Genomic DNA, 26,059 nt, shown 5'->3' with positions numbered 1-26,059 from the left:
GTATTAATCATAGTAAGTATTGGCATCATCATAGCAACTACTATAAATCCAATAACTGTAGCCATTACTACAATCATTATAGGCTCTATCATTGCCATCAACTGTTCTATAGCAGCCTCTACTTCTTCATCGTAAAAATCTGCTGTTCTATTTAGAATATCATCTAGAGCACCTGATTCCTCTCCTATGCTTACCATGGAAAGCATCATAGGTGGAAAAACTTTTATTGCTCTAAGCGGTGGTGCCAATTGAGATCCTTTTTTCAAATCCTCTCTGGCTTTTTCTAAACCTTTTTCTACAACCCTATTTCCAACAATTCGCCCAACAACCTCGAGAGCTTGAATTAGCGGCACACCACTTGATAGTAGTGTAGATAGCGTTCTAGTAAATCTTGATGCAGCTACATTTATATTCATCTTTTTCATAAGTGGATTTCTAAGTCTGTTTTTATCCCTATGAAGTCTACCAGACTCAGTGCTGTGATAAAATTTAAGTAGTCCACCAGTTGCTATGGCGAGTATTGTGATAAGCCACCAAAATTGCTGTACGAAATTACTTAAAGTCATCATGATAACTGTTGGCAGTGGAAGCTCTGTATTACTATTCACAAACATACCTATAATACTAGGGAATACTACTGCTAACATAAATGTAACAACTATTACAGATACAACTGCTAGTATGATAGGATACGTCATAGCACCTTTTATTTTATTCTCTATTTTATACTCTTTAGTGTAATGAGTAGCCATTCTATCAAGTATCGTATCTAAATTACCACTAACCTCTCCAGCCTCTACCATGTATATAAGTAGTTCTGGAAAAATATCTTTGTGTAGCTGTAATGAGTCTGAAAATGTATGTCCTTTTTGAACATTTTCATAAACATCAGCTATAGCTGCTCTAAGCCTCTTGTTTTGAGTCTGTTCTTTCAGAATATCTAAACAATTTACAATAGATACCCCTGCATGAAGCATCGTGTGAAATTGCCTACAAAAAATTGCAATCTCTTTTACTTTGATTTTTCTAGTTAAGACTATGCCCCTCTGCCTTCCTTCAACTTGCTCCTCTATATTTATAGGATACATGGAGTTATCTTTTAACATCCTCATTACTTCTTCCCTAGAATCAGCTTCATATGTCCCTTCTGCTTTTCTACCATCTTTTCTAAGTGCTGAATATTTATAAGTAGTCATAATCTATCACCTACAAGTATCTAAGAATAGTGTCTCTATTTATCGCAGCCTCTAGCAAACTCTCTTTGGATATAAGTCCTTTTTTATAATGTTCAACCAAACAAGCATCCATAGCTATCATTCCCTGCTTCATTCCCGTTTGAATAACGGTTTGAATTTGGTGTGTCTTTCCCTCTCTGATGAGGTTCTGCACAGCTGAATTTACTGCCATTATTTCAACTGCCGCAACTCGTCCATTGCCATCTTTTCTCGGTAAAAGTTGCTGTGATACAACCCCACGTAATACTGATCCTAGCTGTACTCTAATCTGCTGCTGCTGATGAGGCGGAAATACGTCTATAATTCTGTCTATAGTTTTGGCTGCACCGACTGTATGGAGTGTAGAAAACACCAAGTGACCCGTTTCAGCTGCCGTCATAGCAATTGAAATAGTCTCTAAGTCACGCATCTCACCTACTAGAATCACGTCTGGATCTTGTCTAAGTGAAGCTCTAAGTGCATTTGCAAATGATCTAGAATCATGTCCAATTTCTCTTTGGTTTACCATGCTCATATTGTGGCGGTGAAGATACTCTATAGGATCTTCTAGTGTCAATATATGACATTTTCTTTCATGATTTATTTGATCTATCATCGCTGCAAGTGTAGTTGATTTACCACTACCTGTTGGGCCTGTTACTAGAACCAAACCTCTATGTTCTCTAGCAAACTCTTTAAGTCTTTCTGGAAGACCAAGTTCATCAATAGTAGGAATCTTTGAACCAACTGCACGTATAGCCATTCCATAAGTCCCTCTTTGCTTATAAACATTTAATCTGAAACGTCCAAGTCCTTTTATAGATATCGAAGAATCTAGTTCTCCTACTTCACTAAGTATCTTAAATGTATGCTCATCTGTAGCTTCTCTTACAAGCTTCTCGTTTACGTCAGGCATCAGCTTGGGATATTCATCCATAACTTCGAGCGCTCCATTGAGTCTTATCACAGGTGGATAGCCCACTGTAATATGCAAATCTGATGCCCCTAATTCAACTGTCTTTTTCAATAGTTCGTCTAATGTCATATCATCACCTACTCCATAGTATAAATTACTCGAGAATACTCATCTACAGTCGTAACACCCTCTAGTACGAGTTCTCTACAGTTTTCTGAAAGTTCTATCATTCCATTTTTTAATGCTGCTTGCCTTATGTCTTCTGAAGATGCATGCCCTTCAATAAGCCCTTTTAGTTCTCTATTCATTATCAATACTTCATGTATAGCAACCCTGCCTTTGTATCCTGTGTTATAGCATTTGCTACATCCTCTTCCCTTATATAGTTTATGCACCCCATAAGTCTTCAATATCTCTTTTTCAGAATTAGATATCTCGTATTCTTCCTTACAGTTTTCACATATCCTTCTGACAAGTCTCTGACTCACTATTCCTACAAGTGAGTTACTAAGTAAATATGGCTCTATTTCCATATCCATAAGTCTAGACACTGTAGAAGGTGCATCATTGGTATGAAGTGTACTGATAACCAAGTGACCTGTTACCGCCGCTCTAATAGCAATTTGAGCTGTTTCAGTATCTCTAATCTCACCTATCATAATTATATTAGGGTCTTGTCTAAGTATTGATCTTAGACCACCAGCAAAGGTCATCCCTGCTTTCGGATTTACTTGTACTTGATTTATACCATCCAATCTATACTCAACTGGATCTTCTAGCGTAATTATATTTTTGCTATCACTATTAAGTTCAGATAATACCGCATATAGCGTAGTTGTCTTACCACTACCTGTCGGACCCGTAACCAATACTATTCCGTGAGGTTTGTGTATCATTTCATCAAACTGCTCATAGTTAACTTCAGTAAATCCAAGCTGTTTCTTACTAACCAAGAAGTTACTTCTATCTAGAAGTCGTATAACGACCTTTTCTCCAAATACTGCTGGTATGATTGATATACGCAAATCTACAATTGCTCCGTCTTTAGTATATTCATATCTGCCATCTTGTGGTCTTCTTCTCTCTGCTATGTCAAGATTGCACATAATTTTAATTCTCGTTACAATAGCTGAATGAGTAGCTTTAGATGGTTTCATTTTAGTCTGTAATTGACCATCAACTCTATATCTTATCCTTACTATTTTTTCGAATGGCTCTATGTGAATATCACTAGCTTTGCTAAGTATAGCTTGATCTATGATTGTATTTACAAGTTGCACAATTGGCGCATTATTTACATCATCTAGTACAACCTCTTCTATTTGATCATACGACTCTAAACTCTCCTCAAATTGCTTAGCAAAGTCTTCCGCCGCCTTCTCAACTTGTGATTCTGTATACAACTTTTTTATTGCATCTTCTATATTCTCTTTCATCGCTATAGCAGGCTCTATCTTTAAACCCGTCATCATCTTAACATCATCTATAGCAAATATATTAAGTGGATCTGCCATAGCAACAAGAAGCCCTGTACTAGTTTTTTTAACTGGCACTAGTTGGTGCTTTCTAGCCAATGACTCTTTCACCACTTCCGCAAGTTCTGGTGCTATTGTAATAGCATCTAAATCAATAAACGGAATTTTAAGCTGTATCTGCAGTGTTTTAACCAAATCTCTACTGTCAACATATCTATCATCTACTAAAATTTCTCCCAACTTCTTACCAGTAGATTTTTGTTTAGCAAGTGCAGCCTCAAGTTGTTTTTCTGTAATTAGATTTTCTCTTACTAATAAATCTCCTAATCTTAGTTTGCTATTTTCCATTTTCATCAACCTATCGTCAATTTTATTTGTTTTAATACTATTTACATTAAATTATACCACATTTTTAGCATTTTATTTTGACTATCAAAAGATTCGCCAAAATTTTACTATCTTTAGTTATATATTTACCCAAATTTATTAAAAAAACCGAATTGGTTATCATTGTTAACCAATTCGGCATACGTCCTAATCTATTCTCGTCAGTTTATTTCTAAACAAAGTCTCTATTTTTCTAACAAACATCGTCCACGCAAACTCTTTCTGCGCTATAGGTTCTACTAATATCGTTGTTATTCCCATACGATTTCCTCCCAATACATCAGTAAAAAGTTGATCCCCTATACAAGCAACCTTCGTTCTATCAACTACATTCATCTTACTCATGGCTTCTCTAAATCCCCTTTTAAGAGGTTTTTTTGCCTTATAAATGAATTGTAATCCAAGATCGTTAGCAAAAAGTTCTACGCGTTCCCGATTATTATTTGATGTCAAACAAACATCAAATCCCAATTCATTTAATTTATCAAACCAAAGCCTTACATCCTCTGTTGGCAAAGGGCAATCCCATCCAACTAGAGTGTTATCTAGGTCTATTATAAGGTATTTTATGCCATTTTTCAACAAATTATTGATATCAATCTTCTGTATGTCTTTGTAATAATAATCAGGAATTAATATTTTCATTTTAACACTCCCTATTTTGTTCTTTGAGCAATAATAGATTTTATCTTAGTAATTACCATATCTATTGCAACTTTATTATGTCCACCTTCTAAAATTATAATATCAGAATATCTCTTATTAGGCTCTATGAACTGCATATGTGCAGGTCTAACAGTCTCTAAATACTGATCAATCACAGATTCTAAAGTTCTTCCTCTTTCTTCTATATCTCTTTGTATTCTTCTTAGTATTCTAACATCAGCATCTGTGTCTACATAAATCTTTATATCTTGTATATTTCTAAGATTTTTGTCTTCAAGAAGTAGTATTCCTTCAAGAATAATAATGTCTTTTGGTTCAACGTGTACTGTTTCTTCTTTTCTAGTGTGTTTTGCAAAATCATATATTGGTTGCTCAATAGCTTTACCACTAATCAATTTTTGCAAATGTTCAATAAGTAATTTATTATCAAACGCCAAAGGATGATCATAATTAGTTTTTACCCTTTCTTCAAAAGGAATATCACTTTGATCTCTATAATATGCATCTTGTTGAATTACAGCTATATCATCCGGTGATAAAGAATTTATAATCTCCTTTGCAACAGTACTTTTCCCTGATCCAGTTCCTCCAGTAATTCCAATAACTATAGGTCTATTTATTTCAGACATCATTATTTTTGTTCCTCCCTTTCTTTTCTAAGCATGAACCATTTTTTCAATTCTACATCCACTTTTACCTTTACAATTTCCTGCGCATGTGGAGCCGACTCTACTTCTACCCCTTTGCTGTTCCATATTTTTTCTATGGTCATTTCATGATGTTTTTCACTAGGCCCAAAAACCTCTACCTTTTCACCAACTACAAACTTATTTCTTTGCTCAATTGTTGCAATTTTACTTACACTATCAAAGTCCAGAACCAATCCCAAAAAGTCATAGTTTCTTATATATGAACTATTTGCATATAATTGTCCATCGCTACCTGGTTTTCCAAAATAGAAACCAGTGGTAAAATCTCTATAACTAGCTTTTTTTATTTCTTCTAACCACTTAGGATCAAATTTATAATCTTCAGGGTTTTCGTAGTACGAATCAATAGCCATGCGATAAGCTCGTATTATAGTAGCTACATAATACGCCGATTTCATACGCCCCTCTATTTTAAAACTAGTAATGCCAGCCTCTATTAGTTCTGGTATATGCTCTATCATACAAAGGTCTTTAGAATTAAATATAAAAGTTCCTGTTTCATCTTCGTAAACTGGATAATATTCACCAGGTCTTTTTTCTTCCATCAAATGATATTTCCATCTGCATGCTTGTGCACAAGCTCCTCTATTAGCATCTCTTCCAGTCATGAAATTACTTAAAAGACATCTTCCAGAATAAGATATACACATTGCACCATGAACAAAAGATTCTATTTCCAAATCATCTGGTGTATTTTCACTTAATTCTTTTATTTCTCTTAAGGACATTTCTCTTGCAGTCACTACTCTCTGCACACCATTTTTATGCCAAAAATTTGCAGTATTGTAATTTGTACAATTTGCTTGAGTACTTAAATGTATTTCCATATCTGGCGCTGCAGCTTGAACTTCACACATAACGCCTGGATCTGCTACTATAACGGCATCCACACCTATTTCTTCTAACTCTAGTACATATTCCTTTAAACCAGAAAAATTATCATTATGAGCTATTATATTAAGTGTAACAAATACCTTTTTACCATATTCATGTGCAAAATCAACACCTTCTTGCATTTCTTCCTTGCTAAAATTTTTAGCTTGTGCGCGAAGCCCAAAAGCTCGCCCACCAATATAAACAGCATCAGCTCCATATCTAATCGCCATCTTTAATTTTTCCAAGCTTCCTGCTGGTGCTAATAGTTCTATTTTGTTCATACCTACACCCCTTTTAATCCCTTCTTGTGCGATATCGCAACACCATCACCTATTGGTATAATAGTAGTTTCTAATTCTTCATGATGAGAAATAACATTTAGATATTCTCTCATTTTTCTAACTATAGTTCTTTGTCTTTTCGGTACTAGCATATCTGTTGCAATCATACCCTTAAATAACACATTATCTGATATTATAACTCCATCATCGCTAAGCCTATCTAAACAATACGGTAAAAATTCCAAATATTTACTTTTAGCAGCATCGATAAATATAACATCAAATTTGCCATCTAATTTGGGTAATATATCCTGCACATTTCCTTCTTTAATTTCTATTATATTCTCTAACTCGGCTTTTTTTATATTTTCTTTTGCTCTTTGAATCATCATTTCCGAGCGCTCTATAGTTATAAGTTTTTTACAACTTGGTTGCATTTTAACCATAAAAATAGAAGAATACCCTATCGCTGTCCCAAGTTCTAATATCGAATTTGGTTTTTTCATCGATAAAAAAACTCTAATCATCTGTGCCACTTCTGGATGGATGATTGGAACATTGTACTCTTCTGCATACTTTTCCATATCATACAAGATGCCACTCATTCGTGGCAACTCTGTTCGTAAATAATCAATTATATAATCTTTATTAATGTTTTTTCCCATAGCTCTTACTCCAATTTTTATTGTAATGAATCTTTATAAATATTTTTATACTTCAAAAATTCTTTGTATGTTTTAGCAAAATTGTGACTACCTGATTCACCTTCTGGGTTAACCACAAAAAACAAATATTCCGTTTTTTCAGGGTTTATCGCTGCCTCTATAGATGCTCTTCCAGGAGAGGCTATAGGCCCTGGTGGCAAGCCCAAATGCTGGTAAGTATTATATGGTGACTCAACCTTCAAATCTGAATTCAACAATCTTGTTTTTCTCTCTCTAAGTATATATTGTATCGTTGCACACGATTCAAACTTCATATTTTGCTCGATACGATTGTAAAAAACTGATGCAATTTTTGCTCTCTCTTTATCTAATTTTCCTTCTCTTTCAACAATGGAAGCCATAGTTATAAAATCATTTAAATTACCACCTGCTTCAATTTTATCCTTCAAAATCTCAGAATAAATTTCTTGGAAACCATCAAGCATTTTTCTAAGTACATCTTCTGTGCTAGCATCAACATACACATCATATGTATTTGGATAAAGATACCCTTCTAAATCATGACCCTCTGGTATATATTCTAAAAAGTCATAATCCTCTTTTAAATGCTCTGGATTATTGACTAATTTTAAAAACTCATCTCTATCAACAAAACCTTTTTGAGTCAATAACTCGACTATCTCACTTAGCTCGTACCCTTCTGGTATAGTAAACCTTTTGGTAGCTTTTTTCTTTCCACCATGAGTGAGTTCATCTGCTATTTGTTCAAATGTCATATCATTAGACAATTCAAAAGTTCCAGGTCTAAGTTTTCTATCTATTTGAGTATCTTTTAAATAAGACTTAAAAGCCCACTCACTTCTGATTAGATTCGACGTCTTAAGTATACTCGCAATCTTAGAAGAACTACTCCCATCTGGTATTATTATTTGCTTCTGAACCGCATTTTCAGAAGTAGCTACTGGTTTATCATTATCCATAATCATAAATTTAAAACTCCAAGCTCCAGCTACCACTAAGAAAAGTAACGCATATAAAAACATTTGTAATTTAGTAATTTTTTTCTTCCTTTTCTTTAGCAATCTATTCACCACCCATTAGCTTTATCTTATTTATTATATATCCTCAATTAATTATTGACAAGAGCTAATCTTACAAGACATACAAAAAGATGCTAGTTACAAACTAGCATCTTCGTTTCTTTTCATGAGCTTTTCGCTCGAACTGTCAAAAAATCTTCAAGTCCTCATTACCGTTTGAGGTTAAGCTTTATAATTTGTGAGCGCAAATTATATATACTCTTAAATTTCCATTATAATAGGTAATATCATAGGATTTCTTTGCATCTTTCCATAAATGAAATTCTTCAAGCTATCCCTAATGCTACCCTTTAAAGTAGTCCAATCAGTTATGTTCTTTTCCTCACAATCCTCTAAAGCTTTTCTAACTACTTTTCTAGCTTCATCAATTAAGTCTTCCGATTCTCTTACATAAACAAAACCTCTAGACACTATATCTGGACCAGCAACTACTTTTCCATTTTCCATGGTTACAACAACCACCATAAGCCCATCTTCTGATAAATGTTTTCTATCTCTAAGAACTATGTTTCCTACATCGCCGACACCTAATCCATCGACCAAAACATTTCCACTGTTTACATAACCTGAAAAACGACCTTTATGTCTTGTAAGTTCAAGAACCGAGCCATTCTTCCCTATAAACACATTATTCTTCTTCATTCCTAGCTCTTCAGCCAATTGAGCATGTCTCTTCAAATGACGAAACTCTCCGTGAACTGGCATAAAAAACTTAGGACTAAGCAATGCATGCATCATTTTTAATTCTTCTTGACAAGCATGTCCCGAAACATGAATGTCCGCCAACTCATCATAAATTACTTCAGCACCTTTTTTAAATAGCTGATTTATGACTTTAGATACAGCTTTTTGATTTCCTGGGATCGGTGATGCAGATATAATTACTAAATCTCCTGGAACTAACTCCATCTTTCTATGCATAGATGCTGCTAATCTAGACAGCGCTGACATAGGTTCTCCTTGGCTACCAGTAGTTATAACTACTATCTGATCATCATTATAACGTTTCATTTCATTAATATCTATAATTGTCCCTTCAGGCACATCTAAATAACCCAATTCTCCTGCAACTTTCGCTACATTTACCATACTTCTGCCCGAAATAACGACTTTACGTTCGTATTTAACTGCAGCATCAATTATTTGCTGTACACGATGTACATTCGAAGCAAATGTAGCAACTATAATACGCTGTTTTGCAGTAGCAAACATCTCCTGTAGAGTATTCCCCACTGTTTTCTCACTCATTGTATAGCCTTGACGCTCTACATTCGTGCTATCAGCCATCATCAGCAGTACACCTTTTTTTCCTATTTCCGCTAATTTATGAAAATCAGTTCTTCCGCCTATTATCGGTGTATAGTCAATTTTGAAATCGCCTGTATGCACAACCGTTCCAACAGGTGTATTAATTGCTATAGCAACCGAGTCCGGAATACTATGATTTGTTCCTATAAAATCAATATTGAAACATCCTAAACGAATTTTATCTCCTGATTTTACAACATTTAACGATACATTTTTTAAACCGCGCTCAACTAGTTTTAATTCGACCAACCCAAGGGTCAACTTTGTTCCATAAATTGGAACATCCAATTTTTGCAACAAGTAAGGAATTGCACCTATATGATCCTCATGACCATGAGTTAAAAGTACCCCTCTTATCTTGTCTTTGTTTTTCACCAGATATGAAATATCAGGAATAACTACGTCAATTCCTAACATCTCATCTTCCGGAAAACTCATTCCACAATCAATGATAACGATATCATTCTTGTACTCAAATACGGTAATATTCTTTCCGATTTCTTCCAGCCCGCCTAATGGTATGACCTTTAAAGCAGCTGGCTTTGATGCCATAATGTCACTTCCTTTCTGTTTTATTATATCTCAAATAGATATTACAAATAGCCAAATAACTTCTGTATTATCTAATAATGACTTCTCTTTTCCATAAAAATACCCTCAAATATGAGGATTACTCAGAGCATTCCTTGCATACTCCAAAAAATTTTATATTATATTCTTTTATTGCATACTCTTCTTCATTTTCTATAACATCAGATATATTCTCTAAATCTTTATCATCTATTTCAATGACGCGAGAACACTTAGTACAAATCAAATGGCAATGGTGCTCTGACTCATCTTCATCCATCAATTCATATCTACTGCACCCATCATTAAAGTTCATCTTTTTAACAATTCCAATTTCATCAAAAATCTGCAAAGTTCGGTATACTGTGGCTAATCCAATTTCCGGATGATTATCCTTCACAATATCATATATTTCTTCTGGGCTCAAATGAGCATCATCATTCTCTACAAAAACATCAAAGATAATCTTTCTTTGTGTTGTCAATTTATATTCTCGTTTTTTCAATGTTTCTTTTAAATTTTCTACCAAATTCATATAGCCACCTCCCGACAAGGTATATTATATATATTAATCGCAAAATACACAAAAGTCAATTTATTATTAAATCTACCCCTAATTGTTGTCCTCTGCATATGCGTCTCTTACTTCTTCAAACTCTTGATCGCTCTCTATTACATCTAAGAACATCTCTTCACCTTTTTCTCTATATCTCATAAGAAGAGCATCTTCCTCTCCCTTTTCCTGTACGATTGCATATTTCTGCTCTCCATACATAAAAACTTCAATTATTTCAAACTCATGCTCAACATTTTGATCGTCTACAAATTTATAATACTCCATCTATATCCCTCCACTATGATTGTCTATCTAAAAAAGTCTGTAGTATATGAACTGCAGCTAATTTATCTATGACTTCTTTTCTTTTTTTTCTACTAACATCTGCACTAATTAAAGTTCGCTCTGCCGCAATAGATGTCATTCTTTCATCCTGATAAATAATCTCTAATCCAAAAACCTTTTCAAATTTTTCAGCAAATTTTATTGTCTTTTCGCCTTGAGGACCTAAAGTATTATTCATATTTTTCGGCAAGCCTACAACAGCTTTTTGAACGCCGTATTCCTCTATAATTTCTCTTAGCGCCTGAAAATCTTTATCCCAGCTCTTACGCTTTATGGTTGTAATCCCCTGAGCTGTCATCCCAAGTAAATCGCTTATCGCCACTCCAATTGTACGATTTCCAACATCTAATCCAATATATCTTATCATATTTCCTCCTAGTACACTTTAATACAAAACTCAGGACATCTCCTAGCACAGTAACCACACTTGACACACTTATTCTCGTCTACTATTGCCTTCTGATTAATCAATTTAAGTGCATTTTGCTGACACGCTTTTACACAATTTCCACAACCAATACACCAATCTGCAATATGTAATTTCCTTGATTTCAAGTCTAATCTTGAAAACGTTTCATCTTCAATATATCCCAAATTAATCAATTGACAGTTAGCATCTATTTCAGCCTCACTTTGCATCCCAATAGCAATTGAATCTATTGTTTTTAAATCATTAACGTAATTAAAAGAATTCACAGCATCACTAATTAAATGCCCTCCACCAAAGGGTTTCATAGCATAGATAGCCTTTCCTGAACCCTTAGCACTTGCTATTGCTTGCTCCATTTCCAACCTACTACCATCAACTATACCGATACCACTTCTATTTATTATGGGCATAACAACTTCCAGTTCTGGATAATCGATACTCGCATTTACCGCCTCAATAAAATGAGTAGATATCCCAACCGCTCTAATTAGCCCTTCTTCTTTTTTTCTCAATAAATACTCAATCGCTTCATAGTGACCTCTAATAGTTGCATCACTTTCCTGTTCATGAAGCAAAAATAAATCAACATAATCTGTTTGCATTTCGTTTAAGGCTCTATCTAAAGTTTGCTTTGCCGTTTCAGTCGAATAAGCATAAGATTTAGTACCTATTACATAATTTTCTCTACTAGGAATTTGTTTTAGAAATTCTCTAATATGACCATAATTATCGTAATAATCCGCAGTATCTAAAAAATTTATCCCCTTTTGAAAAGCATAATAGAGGAGCTCTGCTCCCCTCTCAAATGAAAAATCCATTTGCAAAGGGCTCATAGTTAGAGCTCCATAACAAATCTTCGATACTTTTATTCCAGTATTTCCAAGATCCACTTGTGATAATTCCAACTTAATTTGCCTCACCTTTTAAATAATATTTGAGAAGTTCCTCGATAATTTCATCACGTTCTAGTCTTCTGATAAGTCCTCTAGCATTATTGTGACTTGTAATATACGTAGGATCCCCAGATAAAATATAACCTACGATCTGATTAATTGGATTATAGCCTTTTTCGTCTAATGCTTTATAGACATTCAAAATAATGTCTCTAGCTTCGTTATCATTCTCATTTTCAACTTTAAATCTCATTGTGTAGTTAATGTCTTTGACCATAAAGCACACTCCCTTCTACATCATTATATCACAAATTTTTGTTCTTTTTCTAGTCTTATTATCTTTATTGAATATTTTAGCAAACACTATATAGAGTCACAACATTTAGCTGATATAATGATATTAGTGTCATTATACCCCCTCTATATAGTAAATAAACAAGAGAGCAAAAGCCCTCTTGTTTATTATTTTATTTCAATTGTCCTTCTATTAATGAATATGCAGCATCTAATGCTTCCGCCAACTTACTTGCATCCTTTCCGCCAGCTTGTGCCATATTTGGACGGCCACCACCGCCACCTCCTGCAATTTTAGCAATTTCTCTAATTAAATTACCTGCATGAGCTCCTCTTTTAACTAAATCATCTGTTGCGCTAACCATAAAGTTTACCTTATCACCATTAGCTGTTCCTAAGACAACTATTACTGATCCCAATTTATCTTTAGCTTTGTCACCAATTTCTCGCATTGCATTCATATCAACACCTTCTAATTGTTTTACCAAAACATTTGCTCCAGATATCTCTTTGGTATCGTTAAACAAATCATTAGCCTTAGCAGTTAAGAGCTTGCTAGTAAGTCTTTCAACTTCTTTCTTTGATGCTTTTGCTTCCTCTACTAAACTCTCCGCTCTAGTTACAACATCATGCCTAGCACTTTTGATAGTATTAGCTACAGTATTTATTTCACCTTCCAATTTAGATAAATAATTGTAAACTTCTCTACCTGTAACAGCTTCTATTCTTCTTACACCTGATGATATACCAGCTTCAGTCAATATTTTAAATATTCCAATGTCATTTGTATTCAGAACATGAGTTCCACCACAAAGTTCTATACTATAGTCTCCCATTTTAACAACACGAACAGTATCGCCATATTTTTCGCCAAATAAAGCTTGTGCACCCATTGCTCTAGCCTCATCAATGGCCATTTCTTTGATATATACCGGCAAACTTTCAAAAATTCTATCATTAACTTTCTTCTCTACTATTTTAATTTCATCCATTGTCATTCCTTCAAAATGACTAAAATCAAATCTAAGTCTATTTTCCGTTACTAAAGAACCCTTTTGTTGTACATGCTCTCCTAATGTATCTTTTAATGCCTGATGCAACAAGTGAGTACAACTGTGATTTCTAGCTATATCTTTTCTTCTAGATGTTTCAACTTTAGCCAAAACTTTATCTCCTAATGATACAGCACCTTCTTCAACTGTAATATAGTGTAATCTTAGACCCTTTGGTCCTTTTTGCGTGTCTGTAACCTTTATCTTCAATCCATCTTTTTCGATTACACCACTATCACCAATCTGTCCACCACTTTCTGCATAAAATGGTGATGCATCAAGTATCATTATGCCTTTGTCTCCAGCATTCATTTTTTTGACATCTCTATTATCTGATATCATAGTAACTACTTCTGCATCAAGTTCTTCCTCTTCATACCCTTTAAATATTGTTTCAATAATTTTTTCTATATCCAAGAAATCCAAAGAATCCTTATCCCAAGCATCGTTTCCGCCTTCAAGTCTAGCTTGACGCGCTCTGTTTTTTTGCTTTTTCATCTCTTCTTTAAAACTGTCTATATCAACATCAAATCCTCTTTCTGCCAATATTTCAAGAGTAAGCTCCAATGGGAATCCATAAGTATCATACAATTTAAATGCATCATGACCGCCAAGAGTTTTTGTTCCCTCAAGCATCATTTGATTCAAGTGTTTGTCTAATATTTGATTTCCTTGTTCAATTGTTTCGTTAAACTTCTCTTCCTCAAGCAATACTATCTTCTTGATTTGATCTCTTTTTTCTTGTATCTCTGGGTAGTAATCTCCCCAATTATCCACTACAACATCTATGATTTCTGGTAAGAAGTTAACGCTAATTCCAAGCTGCTTGCCATGCTGATGTGCTCTTCTTATAATTCTTCTTAAAACATATCCTCTGCCCTCATTACTTGGCAATACACCATCGGCTATTAAGAACGTCATAGCTCTTGCATGGTCTGTAATTATTCTTATAGAAACATCCGTACTTGGTTTGTCTCCATAATTGAAATCACTCACTTCTTCAACTTTATGAAGTATAGTAGATATAGGTTCTACTTCAAAAATATTATTAGCATCATTCATAACTACTGCCATACGTTCAAGACCCATTCCAGTATCTATATTTGGCTCAGCTAATTTATTATAATTTCCATTCTCGTCTTTATCAAATTCTGAAAACACAAGATTCCAAACTTCAACAAATCTATCGCATTCACATCCTGGCTTACAATCAGGATCACCACAGCCTCTCTCAGCACCTCTGTCGATATATATTTCAGAGCACGGACCACATGGACCAAGCGTAAGCTCCCAGAAATTATCTTCCTTACCAAGTCTTACAATTCTATTTTTAGGAACTCCAACTTCATTTTCCCAAAATTCAGCGGCATCATCATCATTCTCATATACAGAAACCCAAAGCTTTTCAGATGGCACTCCCATATGTTCTGTCATAAATTCCCAAGCCCAAGTTACAGCTTCTTTTTTAAAATAATCTTGGAAAGAAAAGTTTCCAAGCATCTCAAAAAACGTTCCATGTCTATCTGTTTTACCAACATTGTCAATATCGCCAGTTCTTATACATTTCTGACAAGTAGTCATTCTGTGTTTTGGCGGCTCCTCTAGTTTTAAAAAATATGGCTTAAGTGGAGCCATTCCTGCATTTATCAACAATAAACTTTTGTCATTTGCTGGTGGAACCAATGGATAACTTGCGTGAACCAAATGTCCTTTACTCTCAAAAAAGTCTAAAAATTCTTTTCTTATTTCGTGAATTCCCATTTTCTTCATACTTACTTCCTCCTACTATTTCTTTAATTTTTATCTCACAAATAAATTAAGGCAATAAAAAAACGCCCCTAATAAAGGGACGAAAATTCGCGGTACCACCCAATTTATTTCACATACTAGATACGAAATCACTTGTAGATTATAACGTAATCAACGTACTCATGTACTACTATTTCCACAAGTAAACTCCCGAGCTGCTTCTAAGTGCTTTCCTTAGACATTTTCACCAAGCATGTCCTCTCTAAAAGTTCCACACAAATACTATTCTCGTTCTTAGCATTTTTCTATTTAAAAAGATAGGTTCATTATAAACTCTTCTATCCATTTTGTCAATCATAGAATATGAATATAATGAACCTAATATATCTTAATGCTCGTGCTCATCTCCGTGATCATGCTCTCTTGGCTTAAAATCTTCAAGCCCTGGAATATCTAGATTGTTCTTTGTAGCATAGTCATAAAGTGCAGCTTTTAACGCATCTTCTGCAAGTACCGAACAATGCATTTTCACCGGTGGCAATCCATCTAAAGCTTCTGCCACAGCTTTATTTGTAAGTTTAAGCGCTTCTTCTATCGTTTTTCCCTTTACCATCTCAGTAGCCATACTTGATGTTGCTATAGCACTTCCACATCCAAAAGTCTTGAATTTCACATCAACTATAATATTATCTTCTACTTTTATAAACATTTTCATTATATCGCCACATTGTGCATTTCCAACTTCACCTATACCATCTGCATTTTCTATTTCTCCAACATTTCTCGGATTTTGAAAATGTTCCATTACTTTCTTTGAATACATAATATATACCTCCTACTTTCCTTCATATAATGGTGACATGTCTCTAAGTCTTTTTACTATTTTTGCTAATTCTTCAACAGTATAATCTATATCTTCAATAGAATTCGATTCCCCTAGTGATAATCTCAAAGATCCATGAGCTATTTCGTGAGGTAATCCCATTGCAAGAAGTACATGAGATGGATCTAGCGAACCTGATGTACAAGCTGAGCCACTAGATGCTATTATCCCCATCATATCTAAACTAAGCAATATAGCTTCACCTTCAATATACTCTATAGAGAAATTTACGTTTCCAGGAAGTCTCTTCGTTCTATGTCCATTCAACTTAACATAAGGAATATTAGCTTCTATCTGCTCTATAAGTCTTTCTCTCATTTTTTCTAAATGTTCAACATGTTTATCTAATGTTTCATACGCAATTTCTAAAGCTTTTGCAAAACCAACAATACCTGCAACATTCTCTGTAGTTGCTCGTTTTCTAAATTCCTGAGCTCCTCCATGAATCAAATTGTCAATTTTAACTCCCCGTCTAAGATATAATGCTCCTACACCTTTTGGGCCGTAAACTTTATGTGCCGACATAGATGCCGCATCAACACCAAGCTCCTTAAAGTCAACTTTTAAGTTTCCTAAAGCTTGTACTGCATCTGTATGACAATATATCTTGTGTTTCTTTGCTATCTCTGCAATTTCTTTTATAGGCTGTATAGTTCCTACTTCGTTGTTTGCATACATAACAGAAATCAATATTGTATTCTCTTTTATAGCTGCTTCAATATCTTTAGGATTAACTAATCCGTCTGAATCTACATCTACATATGTCACTTCGAATCCATGTTTTTCAAGGTACTCACAAGTGTGCAATATCGCATGATGCTCTACTTTCGAGGTTATTATATGATTTCCTTTATTCTTATTTGCAAAGGCAATTCCTTTTATCGCCCAGTTATCAGCTTCTGAGCCACCACTAGTGAAATATACTTCCTTTGCATTTACATTCAATATTGAAGCTATTTTTTCACGGGATTCATCCAATGCAATTCTTGCTTCTTGTCCAGTTCCTACATAAATACTAGATGCATTGCCAAACTTCTCTGTAAAATATGGCATCATTGTATCCAATACATCTTTCCTAACAGGCGTTGTAGCTGCGTGATCCATATAAATTCGTTTCATTTGAGCCCCTTCTTTCGTCTATTTATCATGTTATTCTTTATTTTTTTTGTGATCATTGACCATATCTGCCAAAGTCATATTTTCTATAATTTCATTAATGCTTTCATTAATCTTTTCCCAAATCGGTCTAGTAACACATGAGTTAACATTCTCACATACATGTCCATCACCTTCAAGACATTCAGATAAAACTATACCACCCTCTAAACAATTAAGTATTGTACTTACAGAAATATCTTCTGGTGGTTTTGCCAATGTGTATCCTCCATGAGCACCTCTATAACTTTTCACCAAATTTTCTTTTTTTAACTTTGAAATTAATTGTTCTAAATAATTTAGTGAAATGTTTTGATTTTCTGCTATAATAGTAAGTGATACTGGTTTTTGACCATATCGAACTGCTAATTCAAACATAGCTTTCAGACCGTATTTTCCTTTTGTTGAAAGTTTCAAATTTCATCACTCCCTAATTCCTACTTTTCCACTCGGAATTAATTCAGTTATAGTATATTACACTCTATTTCTCATGTCAAGCTTTTCTAAATTTTAGAAAGCTTTATTTTTTTGCTTTCTTTTTCTTGAATTTTTTGGTATATTGTAATTACTACAAAAATATTACTCTTTCAAAAGTGTGCTTATTTTACATTTTTTAGGGTATATATAACATAAGAATATTAGCAAGGAGTGGTGTTATGCAATATATCGAAAATTTAATCAATGATGTAAAAAGAAGAAATCCTGGTGAAAAAGAATTCCATCAAGCAGTTGAAGAAGTCTTAGAAAGTTTAAAGCCTGTCTTAGAGAAGCATCCAGAATTCGTAAATAAATCATTGCTAGATCGCTTAGTTGAACCCGATAGACAAATTCTTTTTAGAGTGTCTTGGGTTGATGATAATGGCAATATTAAAGTAAATCGTGGTTTCCGCGTTCAATTCAATAATGCAATTGGACCATATAAAGGTGGTCTTCGTTTCCATCCATCTGTATATCTTGGTATTGTAAAATTCCTTGGATTTGAGCAAATTTTCAAAAACTCATTAACTGGAATGCCTATCGGCGGTAGTAAAGGCGGATCTGATTTTGATCCGAAAGGAAAATCAGATGCAGAAATAATGAGATTTTGTCAAAGTTTTATGACTGAACTATATAGATATATAGGCCCTTATGTAGATGTACCAGCTGGTGACATAGGAGTTGGTGCTAGAGAAATTGGTTATTTATTTGGCCAATATAAAAGACTCAGAAATGTTCATGAAGCAGCCGTTTTGACCGGAAAAGGCTTGACATACGGTGGCTCACTCATAAGAAAAGAAGCTACTGGCTATGGACTTATCTATTTTGTAGATGAAATGCTAAATGCAAATAACATGAATTTCAAAAATAAAAATGTTGTAATATCTGGATCCGGTAATGTAGCTATTTATGCTTGTGAAAAAGCGCTAGAATTAGGCGCTAAAGTAATCGCTATGTGTGATTCTAAAGGATATGTATATGATTCAAATGGCATAAATATAGATACCATAAAGAAAATAAAGGAAGTAGAAAGAAAAAGAATAAGCGAATATATAAAATACCACCCTTCAGCAGAATATCATGAAGGTCAAAAAGGTATATGGTCTCTTTCTTGTGATATTGCACTTCCTTGTGCAACTCAAAATGATATTGATTTAGAAAGTGCCAAAATCTTAGTTTCAAATGGAGTAAAAGTAATTGGAGAAGGTGCAAATATGCCTTGTACGAACGATTCTTTAAAATATTTCTTAGATAATAATATATTGTTAGCTCCTGCTAAAGCGGCTAATGCAGGAGGCGTCGCAACCTCTGCTTTAGAAATGAGTCAAAATAGCATACGATTATCATGGTCTGCCGAAGAAGTTGATTCAAAGTTAAAAGAGATTATGAAAAATATATTTAAAAGTGTCAACAAAGCTACTCTAGATTATAATTTACCTCAAAATTATGTTGCAGGTGCAAACATTGCAGGATTTTTAAAAGTTGCCAATGCTATGATCGCCCAAGGCGTGGTATAATTCCCTCCTTTGCAATAAAAAAGAACGCTTAGAGTTTCTTAAAAAACTCTAAGCGTTCTTTTATTTTTCTTTCATAACCTATATTTTTAGGATTATAATATTCTTTTTTCTTATAATTATTTGGCATATAGTTTTGTTTGACATATCCATATTCATAATCATGAGGATACTTATATATTGGAAAATCAGAATTTAATCCGCCATCTTTTTTTATCATTTTCTGAGATTTAAAATCTCTTAGATAAAATGGTATCTCTCCAGTCTTTTCATTCTCAATATCATTTATAGCTTCATTTATACCAATATAAGATGCATTACTTTTAGGCGCACATGCAATGTAAATAGCAGCTTGCGCTAATATTATTCTACCCTCTGGCATACCTATAACACGAACTGCTTCAAAAGCATTCATAGCTACTATCAATGCATTTGGGTCAGCATTACCAACATCTTCAGATGCACAAATAACTATACGTCTAGCTATATAATCTGGTGCTTCTCCTGAGTATATCATCTTAGCTAACCAATAAAGCGTAGCATTTGGATCCGAGCCTCTCATACTCTTTATAAAAGCCGATATTGTATCATAGTGTTCATCACCATTCTTCTCGTAATTTAAGCTTCTCTTCTGCAAGCATTCTTCCGCAGTACTCAAATCAATATATATTTTGCCATTATCAGATGGCGGCGTAGTCAACACCCCTAATTCTATCGCATTTAATAATCTTCTAGCATCACCATTTGACATATTTATAAAGTGATTTTTAGCATCTTCACTTATCTCTATATCTAAGTTCCCATATCCTCTAGACTTATCTTGTAACACTCGCTTTAGCAAATCTTCTAAATCCTCTTCTTCGAGCGTTTTCATTTGAAATATCATCGATCTAGATATTAGTGCCTTATTTACTTCAAAGTATGGATTTTCAGTAGTTGCTCCAATCAATATCAACGTGCCATTTTCTACATATGGCAAAAGAGCATCTTGTTGAGATTTATTGAACCTATGAATCTCATCAATAAACAATATAGTATTACGACCACTAATAGCCAAACTATCCTTTGCCTCTGTAACTACCGCTCTTATATCTTTTACACCTGATGTAACCGCATTTAATTCTCTAAAAGATTTTTCGGTGGTTTTTGCTATTATTTGAGCCAAAGTAGTTTTTCCAGTCCCTGGTGGTCCATGTAGTATTATAGAGTTCATTTGATCAGCTAATATAGCTCTATAAAGCAATTTCCCCTTACCTATAATGTGTTTCTGTCCCACAAGTTCATCTAAGTTTTTCGGTCTCATCCGATCAGCTAACGGTGCTTTCTTTTTTAGTTGTTTTTCTGCTGCTATAGAATACAAATCCATAAATGCCTCCAAAAAAAACCAGCTAAAGCTGGTTTCATTTATTTTTCATCTAATATTTTTTTTACTTCTTCCATAAAAGAATTCAAATCTCTAAACTGCCTATATACAGAAGCAAAACGAACGTATGAAACCTCGTCTATGTCCTTTAATGCTTTCATAACGATTTCACCTATCTCGGTACTCGCAACTTCTCGGTTCATAGCATTTTGCAACATTGCTTCCACTTGATCAACAATATCATCCATTTGCTTCACTGTTACAGGTCTCTTCTCACAAGCTCTAACTATGCCACTTAAAATTTTCTCTCGATTGAAAGCTTCTCTTGTATTATCTTTCTTCACAACAATCAGAGGTGTTTCCTCCATTTTTTCATACGTTGTAAATCTCTTCTCACATTTAGAACACTCTCTACGTCTTCTAATAGTTCGGCCTTCATCAGTTGGTCTCGAGTCAACTACCTTAGTCTCATAAAAGCCACAAAAAGGACATTTCACTTCCTAATCACCCCTGATTTCTATTTTTTTCTGCCCATTCTTAAAAACGTTGGAATATCCAAGTCATCCGTATCAATATTTTCAGATGGTTTTGATACAGTTTTCGCTTCTTGAGCTTCTTCTACTTGAACTTCCTTCGGCTGTACTTTACTAACACTATACTCTTTATTATCTCTGAGAACAGACATTGGACGCTCTTCTTTTCTAGATGCTCTCTCTGCATCAAATCCTGTAGCGATAACTGTTATTTTAAGTTCGTCTTGCATCGTCTCATCAAAAGATGCTCCAAATATTATATTCGCCGAACTATCTACTGCTTCTCTAATAAGTTCAGATGCTTCATTTACTTCATACAAACCAAGATCTAAACCAGCTGTTATGTTTAAAAGAACTCCTTTAGCTCCATCAATTGACGTCTCAAGCAAAGGACTGTGTATAGCCTGTTTTGCCGCCTCTACTGCTCTATTTTCTCCAGTAGCATATCCAACACCCATGTGAGCTAATCCTTGATCAGACATTATCGTCTTAACATCAGCAAAGTCCAAATTTACAAGACCTGGTACTGCAATCAAGTCAGATATACCCTGTATACCTTGACGCAACACATCATCAGCTTTTCCAAAAGCTTCTATGATAGATGTTTTCTTTTCAATAATTTGAAGCAATCTCTCATTAGGAATCGTAACTAAAGTATCAACTTTATTCTTTAAGTCTTCAATTCCTTTGCCAGCATGTACCATTCTTCTATTGCCCTCAAATGCAAATGGTTTTGTAACCACTCCAACTGTAAGTATTCCCATTTCTTTCGCTATCTGAGCTACAATAGGAGCCGCTCCAGTTCCAGTTCCTCCGCCCATACCAGCAGTTATAAATACCATATCTGCACCTTTTAGAACATCTTTTATGTCTTCAATATTTTCTTCTGCTGCTCTTTTTCCAACTTCCGGATTAGCCCCTGCACCCAATCCTCTTGTAAGTTTTTCACCTATCTGTATTCTATGCTCTGTTCTAGACGATACCAACGCTTGCTTATCAGTATTGATTGCAATAAATTCAACCCCCTGAACATTTGCTTCTATCATTCTATTTATGGCGTTATTACCACCGCCACCTACCCCAACTACAATGATGCGGGCTGATTGATTATTATCAAATTCCATATCGAACACTGTGACGACCTCCTCTAATCATACTTGTTCTAAACTACTCAACTACTAAATACTCAACTGCTAACTACTAAAATCCTTAAACCTTTAAATACTAACTACTAAATACTAACTACAAATTTCACACTTTAGAAATAATCTTTAAATATAGTTTTTAATTTCTTAGTAAAATTACTATTTTTAGACTCGCTAGTTTTCTTAGTTTTAACTACATCAGCCGTAGCTCTCTCGGGTTTTCTAGACTCTACTCCACTATTATTATAATTAATATGATAGCTGTACTTATCTTTCAATATATACTTAGAAATCCCTACTGTAGTAGCATAAACCGGCTCATTAGCCCCCAATACTTTAGGGTAACCAATCTGTACATTTGCACCAAGAATACTTTTTGCAAGTTCTTCTACTCCATCAATATAACTTAAACCACCGCCAGTTATAACTACACCAGCGACTAAATTATGTGCTAAATCTTTTTTTACTAAATCATCCTTAATTAATGATAAAAGCTCGCTAACTCTTGCTTCTATTATCTCAGTCAATTCGCCTCTATTAAAACTCGTGATCTCAGAACTGCCAATTTGATTTACTTCAATGTATTCTTCTTCAACATCAACCTTATCCAAATCCACACTTCCATATTTGATTTTAAGATCCTCTCCATCATCAAATGGAACTCTAAATGCTATAGATATATCATTTGTTATGTGGTATCCTCCAACCGGTATCAAATTTGAATACATAATTTTACCACTTTTAAAATAAGTTATGTCTGTAGTTCCTGCACCACAATCTATCAGCAAAACACCCATTTCCTTAGCATCCGATGTAAGCACTGCTTCAGAGGTTGCAAGTGGCTCCATTATTATACCTTTAACATTTACTCCAGCTCTATTAACTGCTTTAATCAAATTCAAAACAGTAGTTGCTGAACCAGTTATGATATCCGCATCCACTTCTAATCTTACTCCGGTCATACCAACTGGATCTTTTATTTCATCATACCCATCAACAACATATTGAGTAGGTATTACATCTATCAATTGTTCTTCTTGCGGTATTGAGACAATTGTAGCCGAGTTCATTACTCTTTGTACATCTTCTCTTGTGATTTCTTTATCTTCTCCTGTAACCGCTATAACTCCCTTATTGCGCATAAGCCTACACAAACCACCCGCTAAATTTATATGAACCTCAGTTATGTCTGTATTTGACATGTTCTCAGCCTGTGAAATAGCCTCCATTATAGCCTTTGTAGTCTCTTCTATATCAACCACAACACCCTTTTTTATTCCACCACAATGACTTCTGCCCATACCTAATACCTGTATTCGTCCGTGACGATCCATATCTGCTACTACAACGCATATCTTTGAAGATCCTAGATCTATTGCTGTAATTAAATCACTCATCTAATTTCCCCCTCTGAAGGCTTCTTGTCCTTAACTTTTGAATTATATGTCGCCTAATTACCGCTAAATTCTGAAACACTCTCCAAGAAAATGTAAATATAGCTCCATAGTATAGCGGAACGCCTAGCTTATCTCCTGAATAAGACAATATGATTGCCAGAAATGCATTTGTTATAAAACCAGATATAAAAATCAAATTATCAAAGTCACCATTCAACTTAGCTTTCAATCCACCTACAACTGTGTCTATACATGCTAGTATAGCCATAGTTACATACAATGAATACGCTGGCGAGTAAGAAATTGGCAAATATATCCCTAATACTATACCCAATACTATACCCAATACTACAAAAATCATTTTTTACTCACCTTCTTCCACAGTTTTAGCATATTTAATATTTAAAGTTTTTCTCATTTTTGGAACATAAACGTTATCACTAATAATAGTTTCTACATCTAATTTCCAAATGTTCTTTAACACATACCCATAAGTATTTGGAGCATTTATAGCTGCATATAGCTGCTCCGGGTCCCCTATAACACTAATAACAAAAGGAGCCGTGACGCTTTCATGATTTACAAGCACTACTGGGCCACCGCATTGAATTCCAGTAAAATCAACAAGCCTCTCTCCATTAATACTAATAGCCTCTGCCCCTGCTGCCTTTAAGTCATTGATTATGTTCAAAACATCCATATCATGAATAAGCTCATTCTCAATCCTATCATTTGTAACACTCTGAATCAAACTATCACCAATTCTAATTCTAATGCCTGGACCTCTGAGCGTTTCAGCACCCGCTAAAATTTTGTATTTCTGAATATCTTCCTTCAATACCCCAATTTTGTCCTCTAAACTTTCTGTTTTCGACCACTTATCAAGTTCTTCTCGCTTAGATTCTACTAATAACTTGTATTCCTCTATTTCCTTTTCAACGTCTCTTTGTTCTTCTTCTATCCTTGCCACAGAGCTAAGCGATACGTAGTTTACCGCTTCTTTTCTTTGACCAAACTCTATAGGCACAGTCATACCAACGACTAGGCAAATAAGAAAAACCAAAACTGAACTCAAACAATTAGTCCATTTTCTTTCCATATTAATTTGCCCCCAAATTAATCGGTGTTGCAAATTCAAACTCTCTAATCTTATTATACTTTGGAATTTGAATATTGTCATCTTTTATTATGTCAACTTTACACTCAGCATACTCTAAATTCCACAAAACTCCACCTTTCATATTCATAGCACTGTATAGGTTTTCTTTATTCCCAATAGCCTCTACTATGATAGGTGTGCTTATTGATTTTCCATTTACATTTAAATGATTACCACCAATATTTATTATTTCAGTAAAACTTGTATATCTCTGTCCATTTATAGAAATACCTTCTGCACCGGTTATATTCAATGCACTTATCAATTGAAGTAGATGATCATAGTTATCAATTATATAACTTGATGCATCTCCATAATAAACATTCCTATCAGGATCGTCTATTGTTATCCTAATTCCCTCTCCCGTAAGCGCTTCATATCCCGATAATATTCTATACTTTAACAACTCTTTGGACAATGAATTGACATAAACACTTTCTTCTGATGCATCGCTTTCATATTTCTTTACCTTTGCATCTAAATTGAGAACCTCATTTTGTAAAGCTTCTCTTTCCTTCTTTAAACTCTCAAGTTCAAGTGCTAGCTCCTTACTTCTAATAGAAGGGTTTTTACTATCTCCAAGAGTGTCATTTATATTCTTAAAATGAATAGTCAGTGCAAAACCAAGAACTACACAAACAATAACCAGTGCAATATTAGTTTTTAATTTGTTCATATATTTAGTCCCTCCCTATTCGCTTTGAGGTACAAATACAGGATTCTTTCCCTTGTTCAAATACAAAGTTCCAGAATTAATATTATTAGCCTCTAACTCTTCTAATATCTCATGTATAAAACTTATCTTATATTTTATCGCATCTACCTCACCAAATGCAACGTTTATTCCTAAATTTGTACGAATTATTAAATCATTTTCACCTTTTATTACAATTTCATCAACATCTTCCAAATATCCGAGCGATTCAGCTTCTCCTAAGATTGAAAG

General features: G+C 34.3%; 27 protein-coding genes and 1 other annotated feature. Of the genes, 1 reads left to right on the top strand and 26 read right to left on the bottom strand.

What is annotated here, in order from left to right; genetic code table 11:
* From N4A40_08970 to N4A40_08885, 18 genes are all read right to left on the bottom strand, one after another.
* Positions 1 to 1,196, bottom strand: a 1,196-nt coding sequence (locus tag N4A40_08970; protein ID MCT4661978.1) for a type II secretion system F family protein, incomplete at its 3' end; no start/stop codon positions are given.
* Between the two features lie 10 nt (positions 1,197 to 1,206).
* A complete protein-coding gene (locus tag N4A40_08965) occupies positions 1,207 to 2,259 on the bottom strand; it encodes a type IV pilus twitching motility protein PilT (protein ID MCT4661977.1) in 1,053 nt (350 codons plus the stop codon).
* Between the two features lie 8 nt (positions 2,260 to 2,267).
* A complete protein-coding gene (locus tag N4A40_08960; protein ID MCT4661976.1) occupies positions 2,268 to 3,953 on the bottom strand; it encodes an ATPase, T2SS/T4P/T4SS family in 1,686 nt (561 codons plus the stop codon).
* Between the two features lie 186 nt (positions 3,954 to 4,139).
* Positions 4,140 to 4,637, bottom strand: a complete 498-nt coding sequence (locus tag N4A40_08955; GenBank protein MCT4661975.1) for a YqeG family HAD IIIA-type phosphatase — start codon at positions 4,635 to 4,637, stop codon at positions 4,140 to 4,142.
* A gap of 11 nt (positions 4,638 to 4,648) precedes the next feature.
* Positions 4,649 to 5,290: a uridine kinase gene (udk, locus tag N4A40_08950; GenBank protein MCT4661974.1), complete on the bottom strand. Its 642-nt coding sequence runs from the start codon at positions 5,288 to 5,290 to the stop codon at positions 4,649 to 4,651.
* Positions 5,290 to 6,525: a U32 family peptidase gene (locus tag N4A40_08945; GenBank protein MCT4661973.1), complete on the bottom strand. Its 1,236-nt coding sequence runs from the start codon at positions 6,523 to 6,525 to the stop codon at positions 5,290 to 5,292. The genes udk and N4A40_08945 overlap by 1 nt, the downstream gene beginning before the upstream one ends.
* Before the next feature lie 2 nt (positions 6,526 to 6,527).
* Complete coding sequence (locus N4A40_08940) at positions 6,528 to 7,190, bottom strand: O-methyltransferase (protein ID MCT4661972.1); 663 nt, start codon at positions 7,188 to 7,190, stop codon at positions 6,528 to 6,530.
* Between the two features lie 17 nt (positions 7,191 to 7,207).
* Positions 7,208 to 8,272, bottom strand: coding sequence for an endolytic transglycosylase MltG (gene mltG, locus N4A40_08935; protein ID MCT4661971.1), 1,065 nt, complete (start codon positions 8,270 to 8,272; stop codon positions 7,208 to 7,210).
* 219 nt (positions 8,273 to 8,491) lie between these two features.
* The gene (locus N4A40_08930) at positions 8,492 to 10,150 is read right to left on the bottom strand and encodes a ribonuclease J (protein ID MCT4661970.1); all 1,659 of its coding nucleotides are present in this window, start codon (positions 10,148 to 10,150) and stop codon (positions 8,492 to 8,494) included.
* Positions 10,151 to 10,268: 118 nt separating this feature from the next.
* A complete protein-coding gene (locus N4A40_08925; protein MCT4661969.1) occupies positions 10,269 to 10,703 on the bottom strand; it encodes a transcriptional repressor in 435 nt (144 codons plus the stop codon).
* 78 nt (positions 10,704 to 10,781) lie between these two features.
* Complete coding sequence (locus tag N4A40_08920; protein ID MCT4661968.1) at positions 10,782 to 11,009, bottom strand: DUF1292 domain-containing protein; 228 nt, start codon at positions 11,007 to 11,009, stop codon at positions 10,782 to 10,784.
* 13 nt (positions 11,010 to 11,022) lie between these two features.
* On the bottom strand, positions 11,023 to 11,436 hold the full coding sequence (gene ruvX / locus N4A40_08915; GenBank protein MCT4661967.1) for a Holliday junction resolvase RuvX: 414 nt from the start codon (positions 11,434 to 11,436) through the stop codon (positions 11,023 to 11,025).
* An 8-nt stretch (positions 11,437 to 11,444) separates the two neighbouring features.
* Complete coding sequence (locus N4A40_08910) at positions 11,445 to 12,404, bottom strand: aldo/keto reductase (protein MCT4661966.1); 960 nt, start codon at positions 12,402 to 12,404, stop codon at positions 11,445 to 11,447.
* 1 nt (position 12,405) lies between these two features.
* Positions 12,406 to 12,645, bottom strand: a complete 240-nt coding sequence (locus N4A40_08905) for an IreB family regulatory phosphoprotein (protein MCT4661965.1) — start codon at positions 12,643 to 12,645, stop codon at positions 12,406 to 12,408.
* 214 nt (positions 12,646 to 12,859) lie between these two features.
* Positions 12,860 to 15,508 carry an alanine--tRNA ligase gene (alaS, locus tag N4A40_08900; protein MCT4661964.1) on the bottom strand — a complete coding sequence of 883 codons (2,649 nt, stop codon included), beginning with the start codon at positions 15,506 to 15,508 and terminating at the stop codon, positions 12,860 to 12,862.
* Positions 15,509 to 15,580: 72 nt separating this feature from the next.
* Positions 15,581 to 15,792 (bottom strand) — a binding site (T-box leader).
* 83 nt (positions 15,793 to 15,875) lie between these two features.
* Positions 15,876 to 16,313, bottom strand: coding sequence for a Fe-S cluster assembly scaffold protein NifU (gene nifU, locus N4A40_08895; GenBank protein MCT4661963.1), 438 nt, complete (start codon positions 16,311 to 16,313; stop codon positions 15,876 to 15,878).
* A 9-nt stretch (positions 16,314 to 16,322) separates the two neighbouring features.
* A complete protein-coding gene (nifS, locus tag N4A40_08890; GenBank protein MCT4661962.1) occupies positions 16,323 to 17,489 on the bottom strand; it encodes a cysteine desulfurase NifS in 1,167 nt (388 codons plus the stop codon).
* Between the two features lie 30 nt (positions 17,490 to 17,519).
* Entirely contained in the window at positions 17,520 to 17,942 is a 423-nt protein-coding gene (locus N4A40_08885) for an Rrf2 family transcriptional regulator (GenBank protein MCT4661961.1), read from the bottom strand.
* Positions 17,943 to 18,181: 239 nt separating this feature from the next.
* On the opposite strand from N4A40_08885, the gene gdhA reads away from it, so the two are divergent.
* Positions 18,182 to 19,519 (top strand): NADP-specific glutamate dehydrogenase, encoded by a 1,338-nt coding sequence (gdhA, locus tag N4A40_08880; GenBank protein MCT4661960.1) that lies wholly within the window; start codon positions 18,182 to 18,184, stop codon positions 19,517 to 19,519.
* 28 nt (positions 19,520 to 19,547) lie between these two features.
* Here the strand turns inward: gdhA and N4A40_08875 are convergent, their stop codons facing one another.
* From N4A40_08875 to N4A40_08840, 8 genes are all read right to left on the bottom strand, one after another.
* The gene (locus N4A40_08875; GenBank protein ID MCT4661959.1) at positions 19,548 to 20,882 is read right to left on the bottom strand and encodes a replication-associated recombination protein A; all 1,335 of its coding nucleotides are present in this window, start codon (positions 20,880 to 20,882) and stop codon (positions 19,548 to 19,550) included.
* A gap of 38 nt (positions 20,883 to 20,920) precedes the next feature.
* Entirely contained in the window at positions 20,921 to 21,376 is a 456-nt protein-coding gene (gene nrdR, locus N4A40_08870) for a transcriptional regulator NrdR (GenBank protein ID MCT4661958.1), read from the bottom strand.
* 20 nt (positions 21,377 to 21,396) lie between these two features.
* Positions 21,397 to 22,545: a cell division protein FtsZ gene (gene ftsZ, locus N4A40_08865; protein ID MCT4661957.1), complete on the bottom strand. Its 1,149-nt coding sequence runs from the start codon at positions 22,543 to 22,545 to the stop codon at positions 21,397 to 21,399.
* 125 nt (positions 22,546 to 22,670) lie between these two features.
* Positions 22,671 to 23,954, bottom strand: a complete 1,284-nt coding sequence (gene ftsA, locus N4A40_08860) for a cell division protein FtsA (protein ID MCT4661956.1) — start codon at positions 23,952 to 23,954, stop codon at positions 22,671 to 22,673.
* Positions 23,947 to 24,315 carry a small basic family protein gene (locus N4A40_08855; protein MCT4661955.1) on the bottom strand — a complete coding sequence of 123 codons (369 nt, stop codon included), beginning with the start codon at positions 24,313 to 24,315 and terminating at the stop codon, positions 23,947 to 23,949. Before N4A40_08855 ends, ftsA begins: the two co-directional genes overlap by 8 nt.
* A 3-nt stretch (positions 24,316 to 24,318) precedes the next feature.
* Positions 24,319 to 25,053, bottom strand: coding sequence for a DUF881 domain-containing protein (locus N4A40_08850; GenBank protein ID MCT4661954.1), 735 nt, complete (start codon positions 25,051 to 25,053; stop codon positions 24,319 to 24,321).
* Between the two features lies 1 nt (position 25,054).
* The gene (locus tag N4A40_08845; protein ID MCT4661953.1) at positions 25,055 to 25,789 is read right to left on the bottom strand and encodes a DUF881 domain-containing protein; all 735 of its coding nucleotides are present in this window, start codon (positions 25,787 to 25,789) and stop codon (positions 25,055 to 25,057) included.
* A 15-nt stretch (positions 25,790 to 25,804) separates the two neighbouring features.
* Positions 25,805 to 26,059: hypothetical protein (locus N4A40_08840; protein ID MCT4661952.1), on the bottom strand; the 255-nt coding region annotated here is incomplete at its 5' end.

The organism is Tissierellales bacterium, assembly GCA_025210965.1.
Lineage (GTDB): Bacteria > Bacillota > Clostridia > Tissierellales > JAOAQY01 > JAOAQY01.
Note: the sequence above shows the minus strand (reverse complement) of the source record. Positions and strands in the feature narration are given on the sequence as shown.